The sequence below is a fragment of the Algoriphagus lacus genome (genome assembly GCF_003583985.1).
Taxonomy (GTDB): Bacteria; Bacteroidota; Bacteroidia; order Cytophagales; family Cyclobacteriaceae; genus Algoriphagus; species Algoriphagus lacus.
This window is the reverse complement of sequence record NZ_QXML01000014.1, coordinates 1-20997: the sequence shown is the minus strand read 5'-3', so window position 1 is coordinate 20997 and position 20997 is coordinate 1. Positions and strand designations below refer to the sequence as shown.

At 40.4% G+C, this 20997-nt stretch carries 18 protein-coding genes; 17 read left to right on the top strand and 1 reads right to left on the bottom strand.

Translation table 11 applies throughout. From position 1 onward, the window contains the following. Nucleotides 1–74: 74 nt before the first annotated feature. Nucleotides 75–2354, top strand: coding sequence for an efflux RND transporter permease subunit (locus D0X99_RS19070; protein WP_119479467.1), 2280 nt, complete (start codon nt 75–77; stop codon nt 2352–2354). On the opposite strand, the gene D0X99_RS19065 is transcribed toward D0X99_RS19070, so the two are convergent. Further along, nucleotides 2317–3372 carry an endonuclease/exonuclease/phosphatase family protein gene (locus D0X99_RS19065; RefSeq protein ID WP_119479466.1) on the bottom strand — a complete coding sequence of 352 codons (1056 nt, stop codon included), beginning with the start codon at nt 3370–3372 and terminating at the stop codon, nt 2317–2319. The two genes, D0X99_RS19070 and D0X99_RS19065, sit on opposite strands and share 38 nt — an antisense overlap. Nucleotides 3373–3716: 344 nt before the next feature. Between D0X99_RS19065 and D0X99_RS19060 the strand changes: the two genes are divergently transcribed. From D0X99_RS19060 to D0X99_RS18985, 16 genes are all read left to right on the top strand, one after another. Beyond that, nucleotides 3717–4292 carry a DUF2911 domain-containing protein gene (locus tag D0X99_RS19060; protein WP_119479465.1) on the top strand — a complete coding sequence of 192 codons (576 nt, stop codon included), beginning with the start codon at nt 3717–3719 and terminating at the stop codon, nt 4290–4292. Between the two features lie 114 nt (nt 4293–4406). After that, complete coding sequence (locus D0X99_RS19055) at nt 4407–6821, top strand: penicillin acylase family protein (RefSeq protein ID WP_119479464.1); 2415 nt, start codon at nt 4407–4409, stop codon at nt 6819–6821. A 6-nt stretch (nt 6822–6827) separates the two neighbouring features. Next, a complete protein-coding gene (locus tag D0X99_RS19050) occupies nt 6828–7199 on the top strand; it encodes a hypothetical protein (protein WP_119479463.1) in 372 nt (123 codons plus the stop codon). A gap of 149 nt (nt 7200–7348) precedes the next feature. Next, on the top strand, nt 7349–7825 hold the full coding sequence (locus tag D0X99_RS19045) for a DeoR family transcriptional regulator (RefSeq protein ID WP_317133439.1): 477 nt from the start codon (nt 7349–7351) through the stop codon (nt 7823–7825). 187 nt (nt 7826–8012) lie between these two features. After that, nucleotides 8013–10622, top strand: coding sequence for an SLBB domain-containing protein (locus D0X99_RS19040; protein ID WP_233553760.1), 2610 nt, complete (start codon nt 8013–8015; stop codon nt 10620–10622). 41 nt (nt 10623–10663) lie between these two features. Continuing rightward, entirely contained in the window at nt 10664–11779 is a 1116-nt protein-coding gene (locus D0X99_RS19035; protein WP_147392269.1) for a hypothetical protein, read from the top strand. A 51-nt stretch (nt 11780–11830) separates the two neighbouring features. After that, nucleotides 11831–12958 (top strand): DegT/DnrJ/EryC1/StrS family aminotransferase, encoded by a 1128-nt coding sequence (locus D0X99_RS19030; RefSeq protein ID WP_119479460.1) that lies wholly within the window; start codon nt 11831–11833, stop codon nt 12956–12958. Beyond that, entirely contained in the window at nt 12958–13533 is a 576-nt protein-coding gene (locus D0X99_RS19025; protein WP_119479459.1) for an acyltransferase, read from the top strand. Before D0X99_RS19030 ends, D0X99_RS19025 begins: the two co-directional genes overlap by 1 nt. Before the next feature lie 67 nt (nt 13534–13600). After that, on the top strand, nt 13601–14569 hold the full coding sequence (locus D0X99_RS19020; protein ID WP_119479458.1) for a Gfo/Idh/MocA family protein: 969 nt from the start codon (nt 13601–13603) through the stop codon (nt 14567–14569). Beyond that, entirely contained in the window at nt 14569–15687 is a 1119-nt protein-coding gene (locus D0X99_RS19015) for a DegT/DnrJ/EryC1/StrS family aminotransferase (protein ID WP_119479457.1), read from the top strand. Before D0X99_RS19020 ends, D0X99_RS19015 begins: the two co-directional genes overlap by 1 nt. Then, the gene (locus D0X99_RS19010) at nt 15687–16649 is read left to right on the top strand and encodes an NAD-dependent epimerase/dehydratase family protein (RefSeq protein ID WP_119479456.1); all 963 of its coding nucleotides are present in this window, start codon (nt 15687–15689) and stop codon (nt 16647–16649) included. Before D0X99_RS19015 ends, D0X99_RS19010 begins: the two co-directional genes overlap by 1 nt. 26 nt (nt 16650–16675) lie before the next feature. Next, a complete protein-coding gene (locus D0X99_RS19005; protein ID WP_119479507.1) occupies nt 16676–17227 on the top strand; it encodes an acyltransferase in 552 nt (183 codons plus the stop codon). Between the two features lie 3 nt (nt 17228–17230). Then, entirely contained in the window at nt 17231–18382 is a 1152-nt protein-coding gene (locus D0X99_RS19000; protein ID WP_119479455.1) for an N-acetyl sugar amidotransferase, read from the top strand. After that, the gene (gene hisH / locus D0X99_RS18995; RefSeq protein WP_119479454.1) at nt 18366–18977 is read left to right on the top strand and encodes an imidazole glycerol phosphate synthase subunit HisH; all 612 of its coding nucleotides are present in this window, start codon (nt 18366–18368) and stop codon (nt 18975–18977) included. The genes D0X99_RS19000 and hisH overlap by 17 nt, the downstream gene beginning before the upstream one ends. Nucleotides 18978–18979: 2 nt before the next feature. Then, a complete protein-coding gene (locus D0X99_RS18990; protein WP_119479453.1) occupies nt 18980–19741 on the top strand; it encodes an AglZ/HisF2 family acetamidino modification protein in 762 nt (253 codons plus the stop codon). Further along, nucleotides 19741–20949: a glycosyltransferase gene (locus D0X99_RS18985; RefSeq protein WP_119479452.1), complete on the top strand. Its 1209-nt coding sequence runs from the start codon at nt 19741–19743 to the stop codon at nt 20947–20949. Before D0X99_RS18990 ends, D0X99_RS18985 begins: the two co-directional genes overlap by 1 nt. Nucleotides 20950–20997 lie beyond the last annotated feature (48 nt).

Sequence of the window (20997 nt, the reverse complement as noted above, 5' to 3'; positions counted from 1 at the left end):
TAAACATTTCAGGTGATCAGGATTGTTAAAAAGAAGCTTAATTTTCCGAACCCAAATCAGCTATCCTTTTCCGAATGTTTAAAAAACCTACTGCGCTCGCTTTCCTTGGATTTGGGATATTGCTTACTCTTTCGATTCTCATTTTCCGGCCTGTTCCCTCATTTGATTACGATTTTGAGCAGTTTTTCCCCTTGGATGATCCGGATTTGGCTTTCTACCAAGACTTCGAAAAGCAATTTGAAAGCGACAATGACTATTTACTGATGGCCATTGAGAATCCGGACGGAACTTGGTTGGATTCGGCATTTCTGGAAAAATCCAGTCAAACACAAAATCAAATCCGAAAACTCGAAGGGGTGGATTCCCTGATTTCTATCCTAGATTTTCAATTGCCAGTGATTGGTCTATTCGGAATGAGACAGGTTAGTGTATTGGATTGGGAAACAAAAGAAAAGTTGGAAGCATCACGGGAAAAACTTTCTCAGTTTCAGCCTTCACTTATATCTCAGGATGGAAAGAGCATCCTTTTTCTTATAAAAAACAATCCTTCTCTTTCCAAAGAAGAGGGAGATACGCTCTACCGAGAAATCAGGGAAGTTTTCCGAACAAATGGTATTGCACCAAAGGCTGTTGCAGGAAAGATTCAAACCCAAGGGGACTTTGTGACTTTGATGCAAAATGAGTTTGGATTGTTTTTGGGGCTTTCGTTTATTCTGATGTTCCTCGCTCTTTTTTTGATTTTCAGAAGTTGGTGGGGCATAGTAATACCCCTTGTGGTGTTGGTCTTGGGAGTCCTTTGGGCTTTTGCGCTGATATTGTATTCCGGAAAGCCCCTGGATATCATGTCCGTCATGCAGCCCACCATTTTTTTGATTGTTGGATTGAGTGCATTAGTTCATTATTTCACGGAGTTTATAAAAAAACTAAAAGCTGGAATTAGCCGTGATTTGGCTGTTCAGCAGACTTTTCAGCAATTGACCTTCGCGGTTTGGCTGACAATTTTCACGACTGCCATCGGATTTTTATCCTTGTATTTTACATCCATTCCGGCCTTGAAAACCTTCGGTTTATGGACAGGCTTGGGGATTTTGGTCATTTTTCTGGGATTGGTGTTGATCACGCCGGGCCTTTTGTACCTGATTCCCATCTCTGAAAAAAGGCAAGTTTCAGTTACCCATAAATCATCATTTCTTCCAATTCTTTTTTCCAAAATCATTCAAAATAGAAAGCAGATTTTGTGGGCATTTTCAGGTGTTTCCGTTGTCTGTTTGATTTTGGGGAGTCAGTTGAATATCAATGGATACCTCTTGGATAACCTTCCTTCCGATCACCCAATCCAACAGGATGTATCCTTTTTTGATAGCCAGTTTGGAGGATCTAATCCCCTGGAGATCGCAGTTACAGCCGGCGATCAGGCCAATTCACTTTTGGAATATGAAGTGCTTCAGGAAATGGACAAACTGGAAAGAAAGCTTCAAGAGACATTTGGTGAACGGGAAATCATTTCACCTCTGAGTTTGGTGAAATTTCTGAATCAAGCTCAGAATCAGGGAAGTAGTGCTGCCTTTATATTTCCAACTCAAGGCCAATACCTGAGAATGAGGAGGTATTTGAAGCAAGCCGTTGCTTCAGAAGGTGAAAAAATTATCAGTCTTGACCAAAAAACAGGAAGGGTTAGCACTCGGATTCCGGACTTGGGAAGTCTTGAAATGGGAAAAAAGCGAGCTGAAATTCTGGCATTTGTGGAACAGGAAATCAATCCTGATTTGCTTAAAGTCCGATGGACAGGCACCGCATATCTGATTGACCGAAGCCACGAATCAGTCACAAGGCAAATGTTGCAGGGTTTATCGGTGGCCTTTCTGATTGTTGGATTGATCGGTGGGTTTTTATTCAGATCCTGGCGGTTGGCCTTTTTACTTCTGATTCCCAATGTTGTTCCGCTGATATGGATGCTTGGGCTGATGTATGTGATGGGAATAGAATTCAAATTGACCACCTCGATCTTGTTTTCCATTGCATTTGGGATTGCGGTGGATGATACCATACATTTTATGTCCAAGCTGAAGACAGAACTCAGTACAGGAAAAAGTCTTCATTATGCAATAAAAAGGACTTTTATTGAAGCTGGACGCGCGATCATCCTGACCTCCGTGATCTTGGTAATGGGATTTGGATTGTTGGCTTTCAGTCAGTTTGGTGTTACCCACTTCACCGGTTTATTAATAAGCTTTACCCTCGTGTTTGCCTTGGCTGCAGACTTATTTCTTTTGCCGGTCCTTCTTTTTCCAATGAAAAAAATCTGGGATCAAAAAGTCATTGGATATTCTCAGGCTCAAAACCCTCCCAAGTAAAGGTCGCAGTGACCGGGTAATGATCTGAATAATCGACTTCCCTGTGTGTTTTGAAATAGACAGGTTTGAGTGAAGGATCTGCGAAAATGTGGTCGATCCTTAAGAAAAACAGCACTCGGTTGTAAGTGAATTCAAATCCTCTTCCAGCTTTTTCAAAGGCATTGTCCAGTTTTTCGCTTAGTTTAAAATAAGCGTAGGAATAGGGGATTTCGTTAAGGTCTCCCATCAGGATTACGGGGTGAGGGCTATTGCTGAGGTGTTCGTAAAGTAGGTTGAGTTGCTTACTTCTGGCTAAACTACCCCGGTGAAGTTTTCCCAAAGTCTGTCGGTAGACTTGTTTAGCCTCTTCATAATTATCCAAAGACTCCGCCTGGATAGCCATCGATTGCAGGTGGGTATTATAAACTCTTATGGTGTCTCCACTCACTTGAATGTCAGCGAACATAGCCCCGTTATTTCGCTCGTTTTCAAAAACCACCCCTTGATTTACGATAGGATACCGTGAAAAAATTGCCATCCCCATGAACCTCTTTTTCTCATTGCCATCAACAATGTGATAGGCGAATTCGTATTCCCCATCCTTGCTTAAAAGTTTGATTGCGTTTCTGCTTGCGGAGGTGTAATCCTGATAAAATTCCTGAAAGACCTTGATATCAGCAGGGTGATCTGCCAACCATGGAAAAACATTTGGGTCAAGTTCATCTGTTTTTTCCTTACGGTAAAAAAAACCATGGGCATTGTAGGTCAGAACTCGTAAACCTGGGGCTTCCTCATTGGTAGAGCGAAACTGAAAGGTGATCAGTAAAAACTTATATCCCAAAATCAGGGCAATTAATGGGAAAAAGGCCAACTTCCTCCATGCAAGAATCAACATGGCAAGTAGAAATACATTGGCAAGAACTGCCAAGGGAATAAAAAATGGCAATAAACCAGCATAGGGAAATATTTCCGGAGAAATAAATACGCTCGAAAAAAGTATTAACGATACCAAAAAAACCAGACCGGTGATGAATTTCATTTAGCTGTATTGAGAGATTATTTTTGGTTACCGAAACCTAAGGAGGTGATTTTTCGCTCAAAATAGTCAATAAATGCTTCCAAGTGGTGATTCCCGATTATTTAACGGTAAAGACAAGTGGGAATTGGATCGGTCGAATTGTGTTTACGATTATCTTATCTGAAAGTGTTTGGTTATTTCAATAGGCCATGTTTGGAATAAGATCATTTGAATTAATTTTACGTACTTACCCAAAAAACTAATCCTTAATTACACATGAAATCCAGCACTCCCTCGACACCCAATGGGATGGTAGTTAACACAGCGAAATTCCATGTGACCACTACAAAACAAAACACAAACACATGAAAAAATTATCTGTTCTTTGGTTGGCTGCATTCGTATTGATTTCCTTTTTCGGTTGCCAGCCAAAATCTTCTGAATCTTCTGAAGCCACATCTACAGAAGCACCTGCAGCTGAAGAAGCCGGTGAAACTGAACAAAGGTCCAGTCCGATTGAAGTAAAAGAAGGTCAAATCGCAGGAAAATCCATCAAAGTTCAATACGGTTCACCTTCAGTAAAGGGAAGAACGATTTGGGGAGACTTGGTACCATACAATGTGGTGTGGAGAACAGGAGCTAATGAGGCAACTTATATCGATATCCCTCAGGATATAACAGTGGAAGGAAAAACCTTGGCGGCCGGAAAATATTCGCTGTTTACCATTCCTAAAGAAACTGGATCTTGGACTGTAATTTTCAATTCCGATTGGGATTTGGAGCATGGCCATTTCCAATACGATGAAAAGAATGATGTATTGAGAGTGGAAGTGAATCCGACTTGGGAGTCCAATTCTTCTGAAAAGCTTTCCATTGAAATTGAAGCTCCTGGATTGGTTATCCGTTGGGAAAAATTAAAGTTGCCAATTACCATTCAATAAGCTGAGGCAAAAAATTATCCCTGGTTCCTTAGCCGGGGATTTTTTTGTTTTTTTCTCAAAAGCAGTTGAGAAATAAATCCCAACCGGATTTCAATTCGAAAACCCAACTATCCCATGAAATACGTTTCATTCTTTCTGGTTTTGGCGATCGCAGTTTCCCTTGCTGTGGTGGTTTCCCTTCCAATTGGCCAAATTCCCCCGCTTGCTCCGTTATTGGATCCCAATCATGGGTTCTGGCAAAATTCGATCAGTGAAGATCAACTAGCAGAAGAAGAGATTGATCTGGAAAATCTGAGTGCCCCGGTAGAAATTGTCTATGACAAAAACCTGATTCCTCACATTTTTGCTCAAAATGACCTTGATCTCTATCGTGCCCAAGGCTATGTGACTGCCCAGCACAGGCTTTGGCAAATGGAATTTCAGACCATGGCAGCAGCTGGTAGAATCTCTGAAATTGTGGGACCGGTTGCCTTAGAGCTCGACCGGATGACTCGACGGAAAGGATTGGCTTATGGGGCAGAATTGGGTTTGAAATATCTCCAAGAACATGATCCTGAAACGCTCGCTTTGGTGGAAGCCTATTCAGATGGAGTGAATCAGTACATTTCCCAATTGGATAAGGCTCGGCTTCCGGTGGAGTATAAGATTTTGAATTACCGTCCCGAAGCTTGGTCAGCTTACAAATCACTTTTGTTGCTAAAGTATATGTCAGATATGCTGGTGGGTGATCGGGATTTGGAATTTTCCAACTTGAGAAAAATCCTTGGTGAGGCAAAATTGGACAAACTTTTCCCTGATTTCCCAAAAGAAAATGATCCCGTAATTGAAGCAGAACGGATTTGGGATTTCACTCCAATTCCTGTGACCAAGCCGGATAGTTTAGCCTACCCCAATGATGAATTGGTGATAGAACCGCTACCTCAGCCTACAGAAGGAACAGGTTCAAACAACTGGGCAGTAGCTGGGAAAAAGACCAAAAACGGCAACCCGATTTTAGCAAATGATCCACATTTGAGCCTAAATCTACCTTCGCTTTGGTATTCCATGCAGTTGACTACGCCGGAGCATTCTGTAAAAGGAGCGACCCTACCCGGAGCACTTGGTGTAATTTCCGGTTTCAACCAGGATATTGCCTGGGGTGTGACTAACGCTACTAAAGATACGCGGGACTGGTATAAGATTACTTTTCAGGACGAAAGCCGAAAAGCCTATAAATATGGTAACGAGTGGAGGCCGACAGACTTTCGAATTGAGGAGATCAAGGTGAAAGGTGAGGATCCATTTATAGATACCGTTGTCTATACACATCACGGACCAGTAGTCTATGATCGGACTTTTAGAAGCAACCGTCAGGATGTGAATTTTGCTCTAAAATGGACAGTTCATATGGGTTCAAACGAGCAGCGGACTTTCCTGATGATGAACAAGGCCAAAAATCACAATGACTACAATGAAGCACTGAATCACTATGTAGCTCCGGCTCAAAATTTTGTTTTTGCCTCGAGAACTGGAGATATTGCCATGCGGATTCAGGGAAAGTTTCCTCTGAAATGGCCTGGTCAAGGGAAATTTTTCATGGATGGAGCTGATCCCCTGATGGAGTGGCAAGGGTATATTCCGAATGAACAAAATCCCAGCACCTTAAACCCGGAGCGTGGATTTGTATCTTCTGCAAATCAGCATCCGGTTGACAAATCCTATCCTTACTACGTGTTTGATAATTCGTACGAACATTACCGAAATCGTAGGCTCAACAGAAGGTTGCGGGAGATGGAGCAGATTACAGTGGATGATATGAAAGCTCTGCAGTTTGACGATTATAATTTACAAGCTGCTGAAGCTTTACCTATTTTGATTAGCTTGTTAGGAACCCATAAATCGGATTCTCCCGAAGCTGAAAAATACCTCAAAGAGCTTAAGTCTTGGGACTTTTTTGCAGATCCCAATCAGAAAGGACAAACGCTATACTCTGTTTGGTCCTCTGAAACGTTTGAAAGCATCTGGAGAGAATTGCTGGCAAATGAACCTCCAGTTCTCCGTCCCAACACTTACCAAACAATCGATTTGCTGACCAATTCACCAACAGATTCGCTCTTTGATGTGAAAGGAATCGAAGGAATCGAAACAGCAGATTACCATGTGAGAGTTGGATTTGATTCCTTGCTTGTTGCCATGGCTAAATGGGAAAATGAGGAAGGAGATTACTCTTGGGCAAATTATAAAAAGACTACGATTCAGCACCTGGTTCCGAATTTCAAGTCTTTTTCTGCTCCAAATGTGTATACAGGCGGTGGTTCGGGAATCCTTAATGCCACAGGAAGCCGACATGGGGCCAGCTGGAGAATGGTTGTTGAAATGGGCTCCGAGATAAAGGCTTTTGGAGTATATCCTGGAGGACAGTCCGGTAATCCCGGAAGTAAATTTTATGACAATTTCATTCCGATCTGGGCAAATGGAGAATACCTCAATTTTGACCTAAGAACACCTGAAAATCAGGAAGAAATGCTTTTCAAAACTATCTTAAAGTAAAAGACGATGAGATTCATATTTCTAACACTTATGACTGCTATTCTGGTGGTTTTTCTGAATCCAGTGGCCCCGTTTTGGGTAGTAATGATTGGCATTGGAGTGCTGAGTGCTTTGATATATCCTAATGGAATAGGGGGATTTTTGGGAGGTGGATTGGGTATGGGCTTGACTTGGCTTGGTCAGAGCATTTATCTTGGGATTACTACTGCGAGTCCTTTGCCAGATAGAATGGGAGAGTTGATGGGTTTGGGCACTGGAATGACATTGATTGCAATTACAGGTGTTGTCGGATTTTTATTGGGTGCATTTAGCGGTTGGACAGGAGTTTTGTTTCGAAATTTGCTCCAAAAGACTCCCAAAAACGTCTACAGAGGGTAAGTATTACACACATAGAAAAAAGCTCTTTTCACTGCAAAAAGAGCTTTTTTATTTTTCCAGAATAATGAAATGAGTACCTTTGGTGCTCATTATTTAACGGATTTTTTATGTTGGAATCATTAATAACGTCAAAGACCAGATTGCGTCTCTTGATCAAGTTTTTTGTGAATTCACAAAATCACAGCCACTTACGGGGATTGTCAGAAGAGTTTGGCGAATCAACCAACGCGATAAGGAAAGAACTAAACAACTTAACTAACGCCGGTATTTTGGTCAAACATTCCGCTAAGAATAAGATCGAGTATCAGGCCAATGTTCGTCATCCATTTTACACCAATATTCGGGATATCATTCGAAAACACCTTGGTTTGGACATGCTTTTGGAGCAGATCCTCGAGAGAATAGGAGAGGTCGAGCAGGTAATTTTGACTGGAGATATCGCGCGTGGAAGCGATACGGGGACAATTGACGTCTTGGTTTCAGGGGAAAATCTGAACCATGAATACCTCAATCATTTGGCAAAAAGACTTGAAGACCTTATAGACCGAAAAGTAATCTTTACGCTGGCACCTGGCCGTATTTCTTCAGGTGGGCTGGTGCTTTTTGACCGGCAAGCCGGTATTTGATTTTTACCGAATCAATTTGACCTGCTAGGCACATGAATTGTGACTGAAAGGGCGAAGCTGTGAATATGGTTTGAAAATTTGAATAGGTGAAAAACAATTAATCTTACTTTAATTTGTGCAAATGAAAGTTGAGAAAATGAATCAATCTTATAGTTTGAAATGGGTAATTATCCCATTTATTTTTTTAATGTATTTCTTTACAGTAGATGCTGTTCAAGCTCAGTCATTCGCGGATATACAAAATATCAAAGTAGATAATCTTTCCGATTCACAAATCGAGCAATTGATTAAAAGGGCTGAGTCAGCGGGAATGACAGAGGATCAACTCGAAGCTTATGCCCTTGAAAAAGGAATGCCAGTCACAGAGGTGGCTAAGCTCCGGGCAAGAATAATGCAAATTAGATCCGGTGGCAAAAGTCAGGAAATGGGAGCAAAAACAACCCGACAAGGATCAAATCAAATAAGGGAAATACAGGGTTTTGAGATGGATCCCAAATTATTTGATTCTTTAAGAAAATCTGACCCTTATTTTGACCTTACCCCAAAGCAAAAGAAGATTTTTGGTTTTAAACTTTTCCATAATCGGGAGCTTAATTTCAACCCAAGTTTGAGTATTCCAACACCGCAGACGTATGTTATTGGTGCAGGTGATCAATTATTGCTGGATGTTTATGGGGTTTCCCAACAATCTTTTGACCTGACAGTAAATCCTGAGGGAAAGATTTTGATTCCTAATATTGGGCCAGTTCAAGTGGGGGGAGCAACGATCGAAGCCGCTACGTCCAGAATTAAGAGTTCGCTATCAAAAATTTACTCGGGTTTGAGCGGTTCAAATCCAAACACCTTTTTGGAAATCAGATTGGGAAACATCAGAACGATATCTGTTTCTTTGGTTGGAGAGTTATCCCGTCCTGGAACTTATACTTTACCTTCATTTGCATCGGTTTTCAATGCACTTTTTGCAGCCGGGGGGCCAAACGAAAATGGCACTTTCCGATACATTCAACTATATCGGAACAGTAAACTTTTCGCTGAAGTTGACATCTATGATTTCCTTACAAGAGGGGAGCATAGTGCCAACGTTACTGTAAGAGATAATGATGTAATTATTGTTCAACCTTTTCGAAACAGAGTTGAGATATCTGGCCCTGTCAGAAGAGAGGGTTTTTTTGAAATGAAGGATGGAGAGTCACTAGAAGATTTACTTCGATTTGCTGGTGGATTTTCAAGTAACGCATACAAAGACCGTATCACGGTTAGGAGAACGACTTCAACACAAATGAATGTAGAGGACGTTGCTGCCGAAGAATTCAAAAATTTCAAACCTAAAGATGGGGATGAGCTAAAAGTAGGTGAGCTTATCAATCGATTTGAAAATAGGGTTCAACTTTCTGGAGCTGTTTTTAGACCCGGTGAATATTCCATTCCCGAAGGAGGAATTGGCATCAAAGAACTCATTCAAAAAGGGGAAGGATTGACAGGAGATGCTTATACAAAAAGAGCAGTAATCTATAGAACCAAGGAGAATTTGACTTTGGAATCTATGTCCATCGATCTTGAAGGGATTTTGAATGGGTCTATTCCAGATGTAAAGCTCAAGCGTGAGGATGTCTTAAGCATTTCAAGCATGTATGATTTGAGGGAGGAGTTTTATGTTCAAATCACCGGAGAAGTGAATATTCCCGGGGCCTACGCTTTTGCTGAAAAAATGACTGTTGCTGATTTGGTTGTAAAAGCCGGTGGTTTTAGGGAAGCTGCTTCGAATTCCTATATAGAAATAGCAAGAAGGGTAAGAAATGATGTAACCGGAAAAATTGCTGAAATTATTACACTTGATATCGATGCTGATTTAAAATTGAAACCTCAGGAATCTGATTTTGCTCTTCAACCTTTTGATCACATTTTTATCCGCAAAAGTCCAGGATTCCAAAGACAAAAACTGGTGACTGTTGAAGGGGAAGTATTTTATCCCGGTGAATTTTCTCTTAGCAATGCGACAGAAAGAATTTCTGATCTAATTAAAAGAGCCGGGGGACTAAATCAATTTGCCTATGCAAAGGGGGCGACTTTAGTGAGAAGAACCGAATATTTTAAGGAAAAAAATGACTCGGAGATAAAAGAAGAGAATCTTAAATCTGTGGCTGAAAAGCTTGAAAAAGATGATATTCTATTAAATGAGGCGGAGAAAATTCTTTTGGAACGAATCAATTCAAAACTCGAAGCCAAAGAGGAATTGAAAAGGGAAGAGGAAATGAAAAAGAAGAAACTGGAGGATGAAGATCCTGATCTAAGGCTCAACAGGCTTTTGGATATGTCGGATTCTGCAAAAGTGAAAATTGAATTCAAAGAGCAAGAACTTGTAGGTATAAACCTGGAGCAGATATTAAAAAATCCAGGATCCTCTCAAGATTTGATATTAATGGAGGGTGATATCATTCGAGTACCTAAGGAACTTCAAACAGTTAGAATGAGGGGACAGGTATTATTTCCCACTACTGCCAGATTTGAAGCAGGCAGAGGTTTCAAAGGATATATTTCCAGATCTGGAGGTTTTACTGAAGAAGCGAGACGCAGTAAGTCTTATGTGGTTTATGCCAATGGAGATGTAAGACGGACCAGAAACCTACTCTTTGTTAAATTTTACCCTAATCTTGAGCCAGGTGCCGAGATTATAGTGCCTCAGAAGCCAGAACGAGTGCCTTTGGGTCCACAGCAATGGGTGGCGATAGGTACTGGATTAGCCACTTTAGGGTTAATTATTGTGCAAATCATAGATTTATCCGGGTCCGGGAATTAATGTTTTCCCCCAAAGGGGCCCAATTGAAGAAACTGCGTAGAATGAACAAACAGGTAAAAGATGTATTTGCCCAAGACCAGGTTAAGGTTGCCGAGGTAATTCAACTCTTGTATCAAAGCAAGAAGCTTATTATTCAGTTTACTGTTGGTTTTTTGATCTTGGGAATCATCTATCACATTTCGGTTACCAAAGAGTATGAATCCGTTTCAGCAAAGCTGTCAGAAATTGAAGACAGCGAACTTGGAGGTATGGGGCAACTTTCCGGTCTTGCGGGACTTGCAGGGATGTCATTACCTGGATCTTCAAACAAATTCGAAGCTACTTTCCCACCTGAACTATATCCGCAACTAGTCTACAGTAAGCCATTTTTAAAGTCCCTTTTGGAGGAGGAATTTTACTTTCAGAATATTGGAAAAAGGGTGACATTAAAAGAATACCTTCTCAGGGAAAGACCAAGAAGTTTTTTGGGAAAAATTAAGGACTGGGTTTTTGAAACGCTCAGAAACTTGACCGCAAGAAAATCGATGGCTGGAGATTCAAACTTTCAGACCATAATCGAATCAGAGACTCAGTTTGGAAAGGATTTCCAGGTTTTAACTCAGCAGGAAGAAGGTTTGATTGGGTTTTTGCAAAGAAAAATAAAGATTGAGAATGAAGGAAAGGTGATTAACCTCTCGGTCAAATTATCTGATCCATTGGCATCTGCTGAATTGAATAGCCTGATATTTCATAAAATCATTGATTTTGTGACTAATTACCGGACTGAAAAGCAGCGTATCAATCTGGGTTTTATTGAACAAAGAGCGACTGAAGCTGAAGAAAATTTTGTGAAAGCACAGGTAAGATTGGCTTCTTTTAGAGATTCCAACCAAGGACTTATTTCGCAGCAGGCAAGATCCAGAGAGGAACAATTGCAGGCTGAGTACAGTATGGCATTTAATATTTACAATGGATTGAGACAGGAGTTGGAAAGCGCAAGGCTTCAGTTGAAAAACAACACTCCTATCTTCACAACCTTTGTTAATCCCTCCTATCCAACCAACCCTTCCAATCTTTCCTTTCCTGTGGTGATAATCCTTTCTGCCTTTTTAGGTGCTTTTTTTGGGATTTTATTTGTATCCGGAAAATTGTACATCGAATACCAAAGGGAGAACTAGTTGATAGGAGTCTTTCACCCACACTTCTTTTAATTTAAATTTTAAAAAACTATGCAATCAATTCAGATGGTGGATCTCCGGTCCCAATATGAAAGGATTAAAGGAGAGGTTGATTCTGCCATTCAGGAAGTTTTAAATACAACCGCTTTTATCAATGGGCCACAGGTAAAAAAATTCGCTGAAAAATTAGCGAATTACACCGGTGCTAAGCATGTAATACCCTGTGCAAATGGAACTGATGCTTTGCAAATAGCGATGATGGCATTGGATTTTAAACCGGGCGATGAGGTTATTGTTCCCGCATTTACTTATGTCGCTACGGTAGAGGTCATTGCTTTGTTGGGATTAAAACCGGTCTTCATTGACGTTTTACCGGATACCTATGAGTTGGATTACCATCAACTGGAATCTAAACTTTCCCCAAAAACAGTTGGAATTGTTCCTGTCCATCTCTATGGGCAATGTTCTAACATGGAGTACATCCTCGATTTTGCAAGAAATCTTAATCTAAAAGTTATTGAAGATACTGCACAGGCAATTGGTGCTGTTTACACTTTTTCGGATGGAAGAGTTGCTCAGGCTGGAACACTGGGGGATATCGGAACTACTTCCTTTTTTCCTTCCAAAAACCTAGGTTGTTATGGAGATGGTGGGGCAATTTTCACCAACAATTCTTCGTTGGCTGAGAAGCTTCAAATGATCGCCAATCATGGACAAAAAAAGAAATACTTTCATGACAGCATTGGGGTTAATTCCAGATTAGATACCATGCAAGCTGCCATTCTGAGTGTTAAACTTGATCATCTGAATGAATATTCTTCTTCAAGAAACCGTGTAGCAGATCGGTACGATGCTGCGTTTAAAAATGTAAAAGGCATTATAATACCAGCAAGAGCAAAAAATTCCACTCACGTTTTTCACCAATACACCCTCCAGATTGAAGGTGGGAAGAGGGACGAATTGAAATTTTTTCTTCAGGAAAAAGAAATTCCAAGTATGATCTATTATCCGGTACCTTTGCACCTTCAAAAAGCCTATTTGGAGTTTGGGGGGAAAGAAGGAGACTTCCCGATTTCCGAAGAGTTGTGCAAAAAAGTCTTGTCATTGCCTATTCACACGGAAATGAAAACCGATGAGCAGGATTATATTATCGAAATGGTGTCTAGCTTCTTTAATTGATGAAGGAATATTTTGCTCACGAAACAGCCGTAATTGATCAAGGCTGTGATATTGGAAAAGGAACAAAAATTTGGCATTTCTCACACGTAATGCCTAATTGTAAGATAGGGGAGAATTGCAACATAGGCCAGAATGTGGTGATTTCCCCGGAAGTGGTATTGGGCAACAATGTAAAAGTGCAAAACAACGTTTCAATCTATACAGGAGTGACTTGTGAGGACGATGTTTTTTTAGGCCCTTCCATGGTATTTACCAATGTGATTAATCCCCGCAGTGCTATCAACCGCAAAAGCCAATATGCAAAAACCCATGTGGGAAAAGGAGCAACGATTGGCGCTAATGCAACTATCGTATGTGGGCATGATATTGGAGAATTTGCCTTTATCGGCGCAGGTGCGGTGGTGACCAAAACAATCCCTGCCTACGCCTTGGTGGTTGGAAATCCTTCCAAACAGATCGGTTGGATGAGTGAATATGGCCAAAGATTGGAATTCAATGAACTTGGTGAGGCAATCTGTTCAGAGTCAAATGAAAAGTATCAGCTTAAGGAAGGAAAAGTTTCCAAAGTCAAATAAAATGGAGGGTGGTAGAAGGGAAAATGAATGTTCCTGTTTGCCACACCTCTTCTGAAACATAAAAAGAATGAAGAATTTCGCATTAATCGGGGCGGCAGGATATATTGCTCCCCGTCATATGAAAGCCATCAAAGACACAGGAAATATTCTGTTGGCAGCATATGATAAGTTTGACAGCGTAGGAATCATGGACAGTTATTTTCCTGATGCTGATTTTTTTACTGAATTTGAGCGATTTGATCGACATGTTGAAAAGCTAAAAAGGACAAACAACAGAGTTGATTACGTTAGTATTTGCTCCCCAAATTATCTGCACGATTCCCACATTCGATTTGGCTTAAGGGTTGGGGCGGATGTTATTTGCGAAAAGCCTTTGGTATTGAACCCATGGAATATTGAAGCCTTAAAAGAAGTCGAAAAAGAGCATGGGAAAAAAGTTTTTAATATTCTCCAGTTAAGATTGCATCCTTCCATTATCGCATTGAAAGAGCGTATTCAAAATGGGCCAAAGGATAAGATTTACGATATTGATCTAGCCTATATTACATCAAGAGGTCACTGGTATTACACTTCATGGAAAGGTGATGTGACTAAGTCAGGCGGTATTGCGACAAATATTGGAGTTCATTTTTATGACATGCTAACTTGGGTTTTTGGAAAAGTAAAGACCAATCAGGTTCATATCCATACTCATGATCGAGCAGCAGGTTACTTGGAGCTGGAAAAGGCACGAGTTCGATGGTTTTTGAGCATTAACGCAGATACCCTTCCGGATTCGGTTAAAGCCAAAGGAGGTAGGACTTTTAGGTCACTTTCGATGGAAGGAGAAGAAATTGAATTCAGTGATGGGTTTACAGAACTGCATACACATTCTTATGAGCATGTGCTTGAAGGAAAGGGCTTTGGATTGGATGAAGCGGTGAACAGTATTCAGCTGGTTCATGATATCAGACACATGAAGCCTTTAGGTCTTGTGGGTGAATACCACCCGTTGGCAGCCGGTGAAATGGCAAAACATCCTTTTTCAACGACCTGATGGAGGGAAAAATTCAACATCCAATATTCCTTTCCCGGCCATACCTGGATGACGAGGACATTCAGGCTGTTGTAACCGTATTAAAATCCGGGAATCTTGTTCAGGGTAAGGAAGTCGCTTTACTTGAAGAAAAGATCAACACTTTGGCAGGTTCAAATTATGCCTCAGCTGTAAGCAACGGCACAGCCAGTCTTCACTTAGCATTAATAGCATTGGGAGTAAAAGAGGGAGATGAAGTAATCATCCCCGCATTCTCCTACATAGCCACCGCCAATGTCATTGAACTGGTAGGAGCAGCTCCTGTATTTGTGGACATTGATTTGCGCACGTTTAACATTGACGTCTCACAAATTGAGAATAAAATAACCTCGAGGACCAAATGTATCATGCCGGTGCATGAATTTGGACTTTGTGCCAACATGGGCGAAATCAATCGATTGGCCAATGCCTATGGTTTAGCTGTGGTCGAGGATGCAGCATGTGCAATTGGAGCTAAAATTGGAGATCAATTTGCCGGAACCTTTGGGGATTTTGGTTCATTTTCTCTTCATCCTAGAAAGTCAGTGACTTCTGGTGAGGGGGGAATTGTGATTTCAAAAACAAAGGAATTTGATGATAAGATCAAAACGTTGAGAAATCACGGAATAAAGCCGGGGAGTTTTCCAATGGAATTTGTGGAAGCTGGCTTCAATTATCGCCTGACTGATTTTCAAGCTGCTTTGGTATCCAGCCAAATGAGGAGATTGCCTTCGATTTTCAAGCACAAGGAAATACTCGTTGATTTTTATCTTAAGTCATTGAGAACAGATATCCTTATGCTGCCAAGTGTACCCGAAGGATATACTCATTCATGGCAAACTTTCCATGTGGTCTGCCAAAATGAGGAGACTAGAAATCAACTGATTCTTTGGCTAAAGGAACATCAAATATTCTGTAATTATGGTGCGCAGTGTATTCCTGCCATGACCTTTTACCGGAATAAGTATCAATTTGAATCGCAGATTCAGTTTCCTTCAGCCTTCAAAGCCTATTCCTGTGGACTGGCTCTCCCTTTAAGTGAAACGCTGACTATGCAGGAAGTCAGCTATGTTTGTGACGTAATTAATCAATTCAAATAATGCTTTATAATAAGAATATTTTTATCACTGGTGGTGCCGGATTTATTGCCAATACGTTGATCGGACATTATGTCGAGAACAATAAGATCACTGTATATGATAATTTCCACCGGGATACACTCAGTTCTAGCCGATTTGCAAATCATCCCAATATCAAAATCATCAAAGGCGATGTTCTTGACGTTGAATTACTGACTAAAAGCATGGCTGGATCTGACGTGGTAGTTCATGCTGCGGGGATTGCAGGAATCGATACCGTTATTAAGGATCCGGTACGAACAATGAGGGTAAATATGATCGGTACCTCCAATGCCTTGGAAGCCGCAAGAATAAACGGGGTGAAAGATCGATTTATTGATTTTTCAACATCTGAGGTTTTTGGATCCATGGCATTCAGGTCTTCGGAAGAGGATCAGACGGTATCTGGTTCAGCAGGTGAAGCAAGATGGACTTATGCCGTTTCCAAACTAGCAGGAGAACATTTAGCACATGCTTATTTCAGCCAATATAACTTGCCAGTTGTGACCGTTAGGCCATTCAATGTTTACGGTCCAGGTCAAACAGGGGAGGGAGCAATTCAGATTTTTATCAAAAGAGCATTAGCCAACCAGGATATTAAAATTGATGGGGATGGTAACCAAATTAGAGCTTGGTGTTTTGTGGACGATTTTGTGGATTGCTTGGTGAGATGCATCGAAGATCCTAAAGCGGTTGGAAACAGCTTTAACTTAGGAAATGCAAGAGCAGTAATAACCATTTTGGGATTAGCTCAAACAGTATGTAGAGTGTTAAAATCGGATTCAAAAATTGTTTTTGAGCCGCCATTATCAGCTGATATTGCTATCAGAATTCCTAGTGTTAAGAAAGCGGAGGAGGTTCTTGGCTTTAAAGCGCAGGTTGATTTGGAGGAGGGAATTCTCCGTACTTCCGATTGGATGAAAAATCAGTATAAGACCAATTGAACCGGATAGAATCAATTTCATCAAATGTGGAAAAGGAGCTTTTTGAAAATCTCAAAAAGCTTCATTCTACACTTGACCAAGCTTTCATCCAACAATTCGACAGATCGCTCCCGTTTAATGAAACACTTCTAGATCGTTGGGAACGAGCTAAAAATCTTGGATTTGGGGAGAGTACTTCAATCTATGACAGTTCTTTGGTTTTGGGAAAAGTCAGGGTTGGGAAAAATTGCTGGATAGGTCCTTTTACCATTTTGGATGGGAGTGGAGGATTGGAAGTCGGTGATTTTTGTACCATTTCAGCCGGAGTTCATATTTATTCCCATGACAATGTAAAACAGACCTTGTCCTCCGGAAAGCTTCCAATAGAGAGAAGTCCTGTGAGTATAGGCAATAATGTATACATTGCTCCAAATGTTGTTATTTCCAAGGGTGTTACTATCGGTAACTACTGCGTGATTGGCACTGGAGCTTTTGTAAATAAAGACATCAAAGATTTTCAAATTGTAGTTGGCCAGCCTGCCAAGGTTATTGGAGAAGTTCTAATTTCTGATTCCGGAGTAGACTTTAAGTATTTCTAATTCATGAAAATTTGTACCAGGTGTATCTATGATGAGCGTACACCATCCATTTCCTTTGATGACGCAGGTGTATGCAATTATTGCAGACAAATAGACTCGCTAAGAGATACCTATAAAACGGGAACTCCGGAAGGTGAACAGACACTTTTTGGAATTCTGGAAGAGATTAAGAAAAAGGGTAAAGGGAAAAAATATGACTGTGTCATTGGTGTGAGCGGTGGTACTGATTCCTCTTATCTTTTGATCAAAGCAAAAGAGTGGGGATTGAGGCCTTTGGCAGTTCACTATGACAATACATGGGATTCCTCTATTGCCACTGAAAATATCAGAAAGGTAACCTCTAAACTTAAAGTTGATCTTTATACCTATGTCGTAGACAACAAAGAAGCTGACGATATTTTTCGATCATTTTTGCTTGCAGGAGTTCCGGAATTTGATGCCAGTACGGACATCGGATTTGTACAGGTATTGAGAAGTGCTGCCGCCAAGTATGGGATCAAATACATTTTGGAGGGGCATTCTTTTATGGCCGAAGGCATTTCTCCACAAGGAAAAAATTATTTTGACGGGAAATACATTGAAAGCATCCATAAGAAGTATGGGAAACTTAAAATGAAGACCTACCCCAACATGACCTTTTTCCAGTTCATCAAATGGGCGATGGTTTACCGTCAACAGTTCATTCGGCCACTATGGTACATCTCGTATTCCAAACCTGAGGCAAGGGAGATCCTAGCCGAACAAACTGGTTGGACATACTATGGGGGCCATCATTTGGAAAACCGATCCACAAGCTTTCTTCATACCGTATACAACCCTCAGAAGTTTGGAATTGATAACCGAAATTGGAGTTTATCAGCCGAAGCGAGGACAGGAGTGATCTCTCGTGAAGAAGCGTTGGAGATTTACAATACTCCAATAAAGCCAGATCCTGAACTTGTTACCTACGTCAAAAAACGTCTTGACCTTACAGATCAAGCGTATGATGAAATCATGAATGGTCCAAAACGGTCATTTAGAGATTTTAAAACTTACAAAAAGAGGTTTGAAAATTTAAGACCCCTATTTTTTATCCTGGCCAAGTCCAATTTGGTGCCCATGAGTTTTTACCTAAAGTATTGTTTCCCTATGAAATCTGATGATAACAATAGTTGATTACGGACTGGGTAATCTTGGTTCAGTCGTCAATATGTTGAAGAGGATTGGTGTTGATTCCCAAATTACCGATAAACCGGAAGTGATTTTGGAAGCGGAAAAGATACTTCTTCCGGGTGTTGGAGCATTTGATCATGCCATGACACAGATCAACAATAGGGGATTGCTTCCTGCTTTGAGTAAAAAGGCATTGGAGGACAAGGTTCCCTTTTTGGGTATTTGTTTGGGAATGCAGCTATTGACTAAGTCCAGCGAAGAAGGTATCCTTCCAGGTTTGGGATTTATAGATGCGGTTACCACTAAATTTAGATTTGAGGATAAGACTCTTAAAGTTCCTCACATGGGTTGGAATATCATTGAACTTCAAAATCCAAGTCCTCTCACAAAAGGAATGGATGAAGAAGAGTATAGGTTTTATTTTGTCCATTCTTATTATGTGACTTGTTCGGATCAAAAAGATAGTTTGGCCAAAACACCCTATGGAGTCAATTTTGACAGTATTATTCAACACGGGAATGTTTTCGGTGCGCAGTTTCACCCTGAAAAGAGTCACAGATTTGGAATGAAGTTGTTCTCAAATTTTGCCTCTCTCTGATTATGCTTCGAACTCGGGTAATCCCAGTTTTGCTTTTGAAGGATAAAGTCCTTGTTAAAACTGTCAACTTTAAAAAGCCTGGGTACATTGGCGATCCCATCAATACCTGCAGGATTTTTAATGAACTGGAGGTGGATGAGCTGTCCTTTCTAGATATTGCTGCCAGTGGTGAAAAGCGTGGCCCCAATTTGGAAATCTTGAAAGAGATCAGTTCTGAATGTTTTATGCCTTTGAGCTATGGAGGGGGGATTTCCAGTTTGGAGCACGCAGAGTCGGTTTTTAAAATTGGATTTGAGAAGGTCATTCTCAACACTTCATCCTTTACCAAGCCTGAATTGATTACCGATATTTCCAGAATTTTCGGAAGTCAGGCAGTGGTCGTAGCAATAGATGTAAAGAAGAATTTTTGGGGAAAACACCAGGTATATGGCCTCAATGGTACTGAGAATTACAGACATGATCCTGTGGAGTGGGCAGCAAAAGTGGAGGAATTAGGAGCCGGAGAAATCCTCCTTACTTCGATTGACCAGGAAGGAACCTGGAAAGGATTTGATGTTGACTTAGTAAAAAGAGTGACACAAAATTGTACAATCCCAGTTATTGCTCATGGTGGAGCAGGTTCTGTGGAAGACATCAAAAATGTTGTTTCCAAGGGTGGAGCTTCTGCTGTTGCCTTAGGGAGTATGGTAGTCTATCAGCAAAAGGGGATGGGTGTATTAGTAAATTTCCCTGATAGACAGGAATTAAACCAAGTTTTAAATTGATGGTAAATTCCCAAATAAAAAAACCAAAGATTCTGGTTGGTTTCTCTGAGATTGCTGGATATTATGTGAATTTATTTGTTGGCTTAGCCCAATTAGGGAATGAGGTAGGCTATATCAACAACAGGTATTTTAAGTTTCAGTATAATGAATACAAGAAATACAATCACCCATTTTTGAATTATTACATTGAAGTTTGCAGAAAATTCAGGGTTGAAAACAGTTTTTTCAACAAAGTATTGTGTGGCCTACTATCTCCTTTGGTTATTTTTTGGATTGTTTTAAAGTATGATGTTTTCATTCTTGGATCAGATTCCACTCTCCTTAAATACTGGGAATATAAGGTTCTGAGATTTTTCAAGAAGAAAATAATTTATGTATCACTTGGAAGTGATACAAGGCCTTCTATAATGAGTGGAATTTACAAAGACGATTCTAAAGGTGGTCAATTTTCTGTTTCTGAAATGGTAGGTAATTTCATCCAAACCAAAAACAAAGTTGAATTTTTTGAGGAACATGCTGATATTTTTATTAATTATCCACAGCACGCACATTTTAATCGCCGACCATTCATTAATGGGATGAATATTGGTTTCCCTACTGTGATGCGCGAAATTGAACCCGATCAAAAAAATCTGAAAGGCAATTCTGTGAGAATATTACATGCTCCTTCAAGACCTAATGCTAAGGGTACGGCTTTTTTTAGGAAGATTGTCGATGAATTGAAGTCCGAAGGGATAGACATTGATTGGGTGGAAATAGTAAACAAGCCGAATAGTGAAGTAATGAAAGAGTTAATCCTTTGCGATCTTGTATTGGATGAACTCTATTCGGATCTTCCCCTTGGAGGATTGGGTTCTGAGGCTGCCTCTTTTGGAAAGCCGGTTTTGTTAGGTGGGTATTATGCCGAGTTTATTAAGACAGAAATTTCCAAAGATGCCATTCCTCCTTCGTTTTATGTTCTACCTGACCAAATAAAAGAAACACTAAGAATGCTGTGTTTAAGTCCCGAATTGAGGGAAAATGCAGGATCTGAATTACATCAGTTTGTCTCAAAAAATTGGAATAGTAAAACAATCGCTCAGAAATTTCTTGATTTGATTTCCGGTGATTTTGATAGAAGTTGGCTATTCTTCCCTGAGAAAATCTCATATTATAATGGTTGGGGATTATCAAGGACAGAAGCTGTGCGAAATATGGAAGAAACCTAACATAAAAAGGAAGCAAAAAAAGAGAGATGCCTCTAGAAATTACACCTG

Coding starts and splice junctions, on each gene's coding strand:
- D0X99_RS19000 (WP_119479455.1), top strand. CDS start 17,231: ATGAAAATTTGTACCAGGTGTATCTATGATGAGCGTACACCATCCATT.
- D0X99_RS19055 (WP_119479464.1), top strand. CDS start 4,407: ATGAAATACGTTTCATTCTTTCTGGTTTTGGCGATCGCAGTTTCCCTT.
- D0X99_RS19035 (WP_147392269.1), top strand. CDS start 10,664: ATGAACAAACAGGTAAAAGATGTATTTGCCCAAGACCAGGTTAAGGTT.
- D0X99_RS19025 (WP_119479459.1), top strand. CDS start 12,958: ATGAAGGAATATTTTGCTCACGAAACAGCCGTAATTGATCAAGGCTGT.
- D0X99_RS19040 (WP_233553760.1), top strand. CDS start 8,013: ATGTATTTCTTTACAGTAGATGCTGTTCAAGCTCAGTCATTCGCGGAT.
- D0X99_RS18985 (WP_119479452.1), top strand. CDS start 19,741: ATGGTAAATTCCCAAATAAAAAAACCAAAGATTCTGGTTGGTTTCTCT.
- D0X99_RS19065 (WP_119479466.1), bottom strand. CDS start 3,372: ATGAAATTCATCACCGGTCTGGTTTTTTTGGTATCGTTAATACTTTTT.
- D0X99_RS19060 (WP_119479465.1), top strand. CDS start 3,717: ATGAAAAAATTATCTGTTCTTTGGTTGGCTGCATTCGTATTGATTTCC.
- hisH (WP_119479454.1), top strand. CDS start 18,366: ATGATAACAATAGTTGATTACGGACTGGGTAATCTTGGTTCAGTCGTC.
- D0X99_RS19030 (WP_119479460.1), top strand. CDS start 11,831: ATGCAATCAATTCAGATGGTGGATCTCCGGTCCCAATATGAAAGGATT.
- D0X99_RS18990 (WP_119479453.1), top strand. CDS start 18,980: ATGCTTCGAACTCGGGTAATCCCAGTTTTGCTTTTGAAGGATAAAGTC.
- D0X99_RS19070 (WP_119479467.1), top strand. CDS start 75: ATGTTTAAAAAACCTACTGCGCTCGCTTTCCTTGGATTTGGGATATTG.
- D0X99_RS19050 (WP_119479463.1), top strand. CDS start 6,828: ATGAGATTCATATTTCTAACACTTATGACTGCTATTCTGGTGGTTTTT.
- D0X99_RS19020 (WP_119479458.1), top strand. CDS start 13,601: ATGAAGAATTTCGCATTAATCGGGGCGGCAGGATATATTGCTCCCCGT.
- D0X99_RS19015 (WP_119479457.1), top strand. CDS start 14,569: ATGGAGGGAAAAATTCAACATCCAATATTCCTTTCCCGGCCATACCTG.
- D0X99_RS19010 (WP_119479456.1), top strand. CDS start 15,687: ATGCTTTATAATAAGAATATTTTTATCACTGGTGGTGCCGGATTTATT.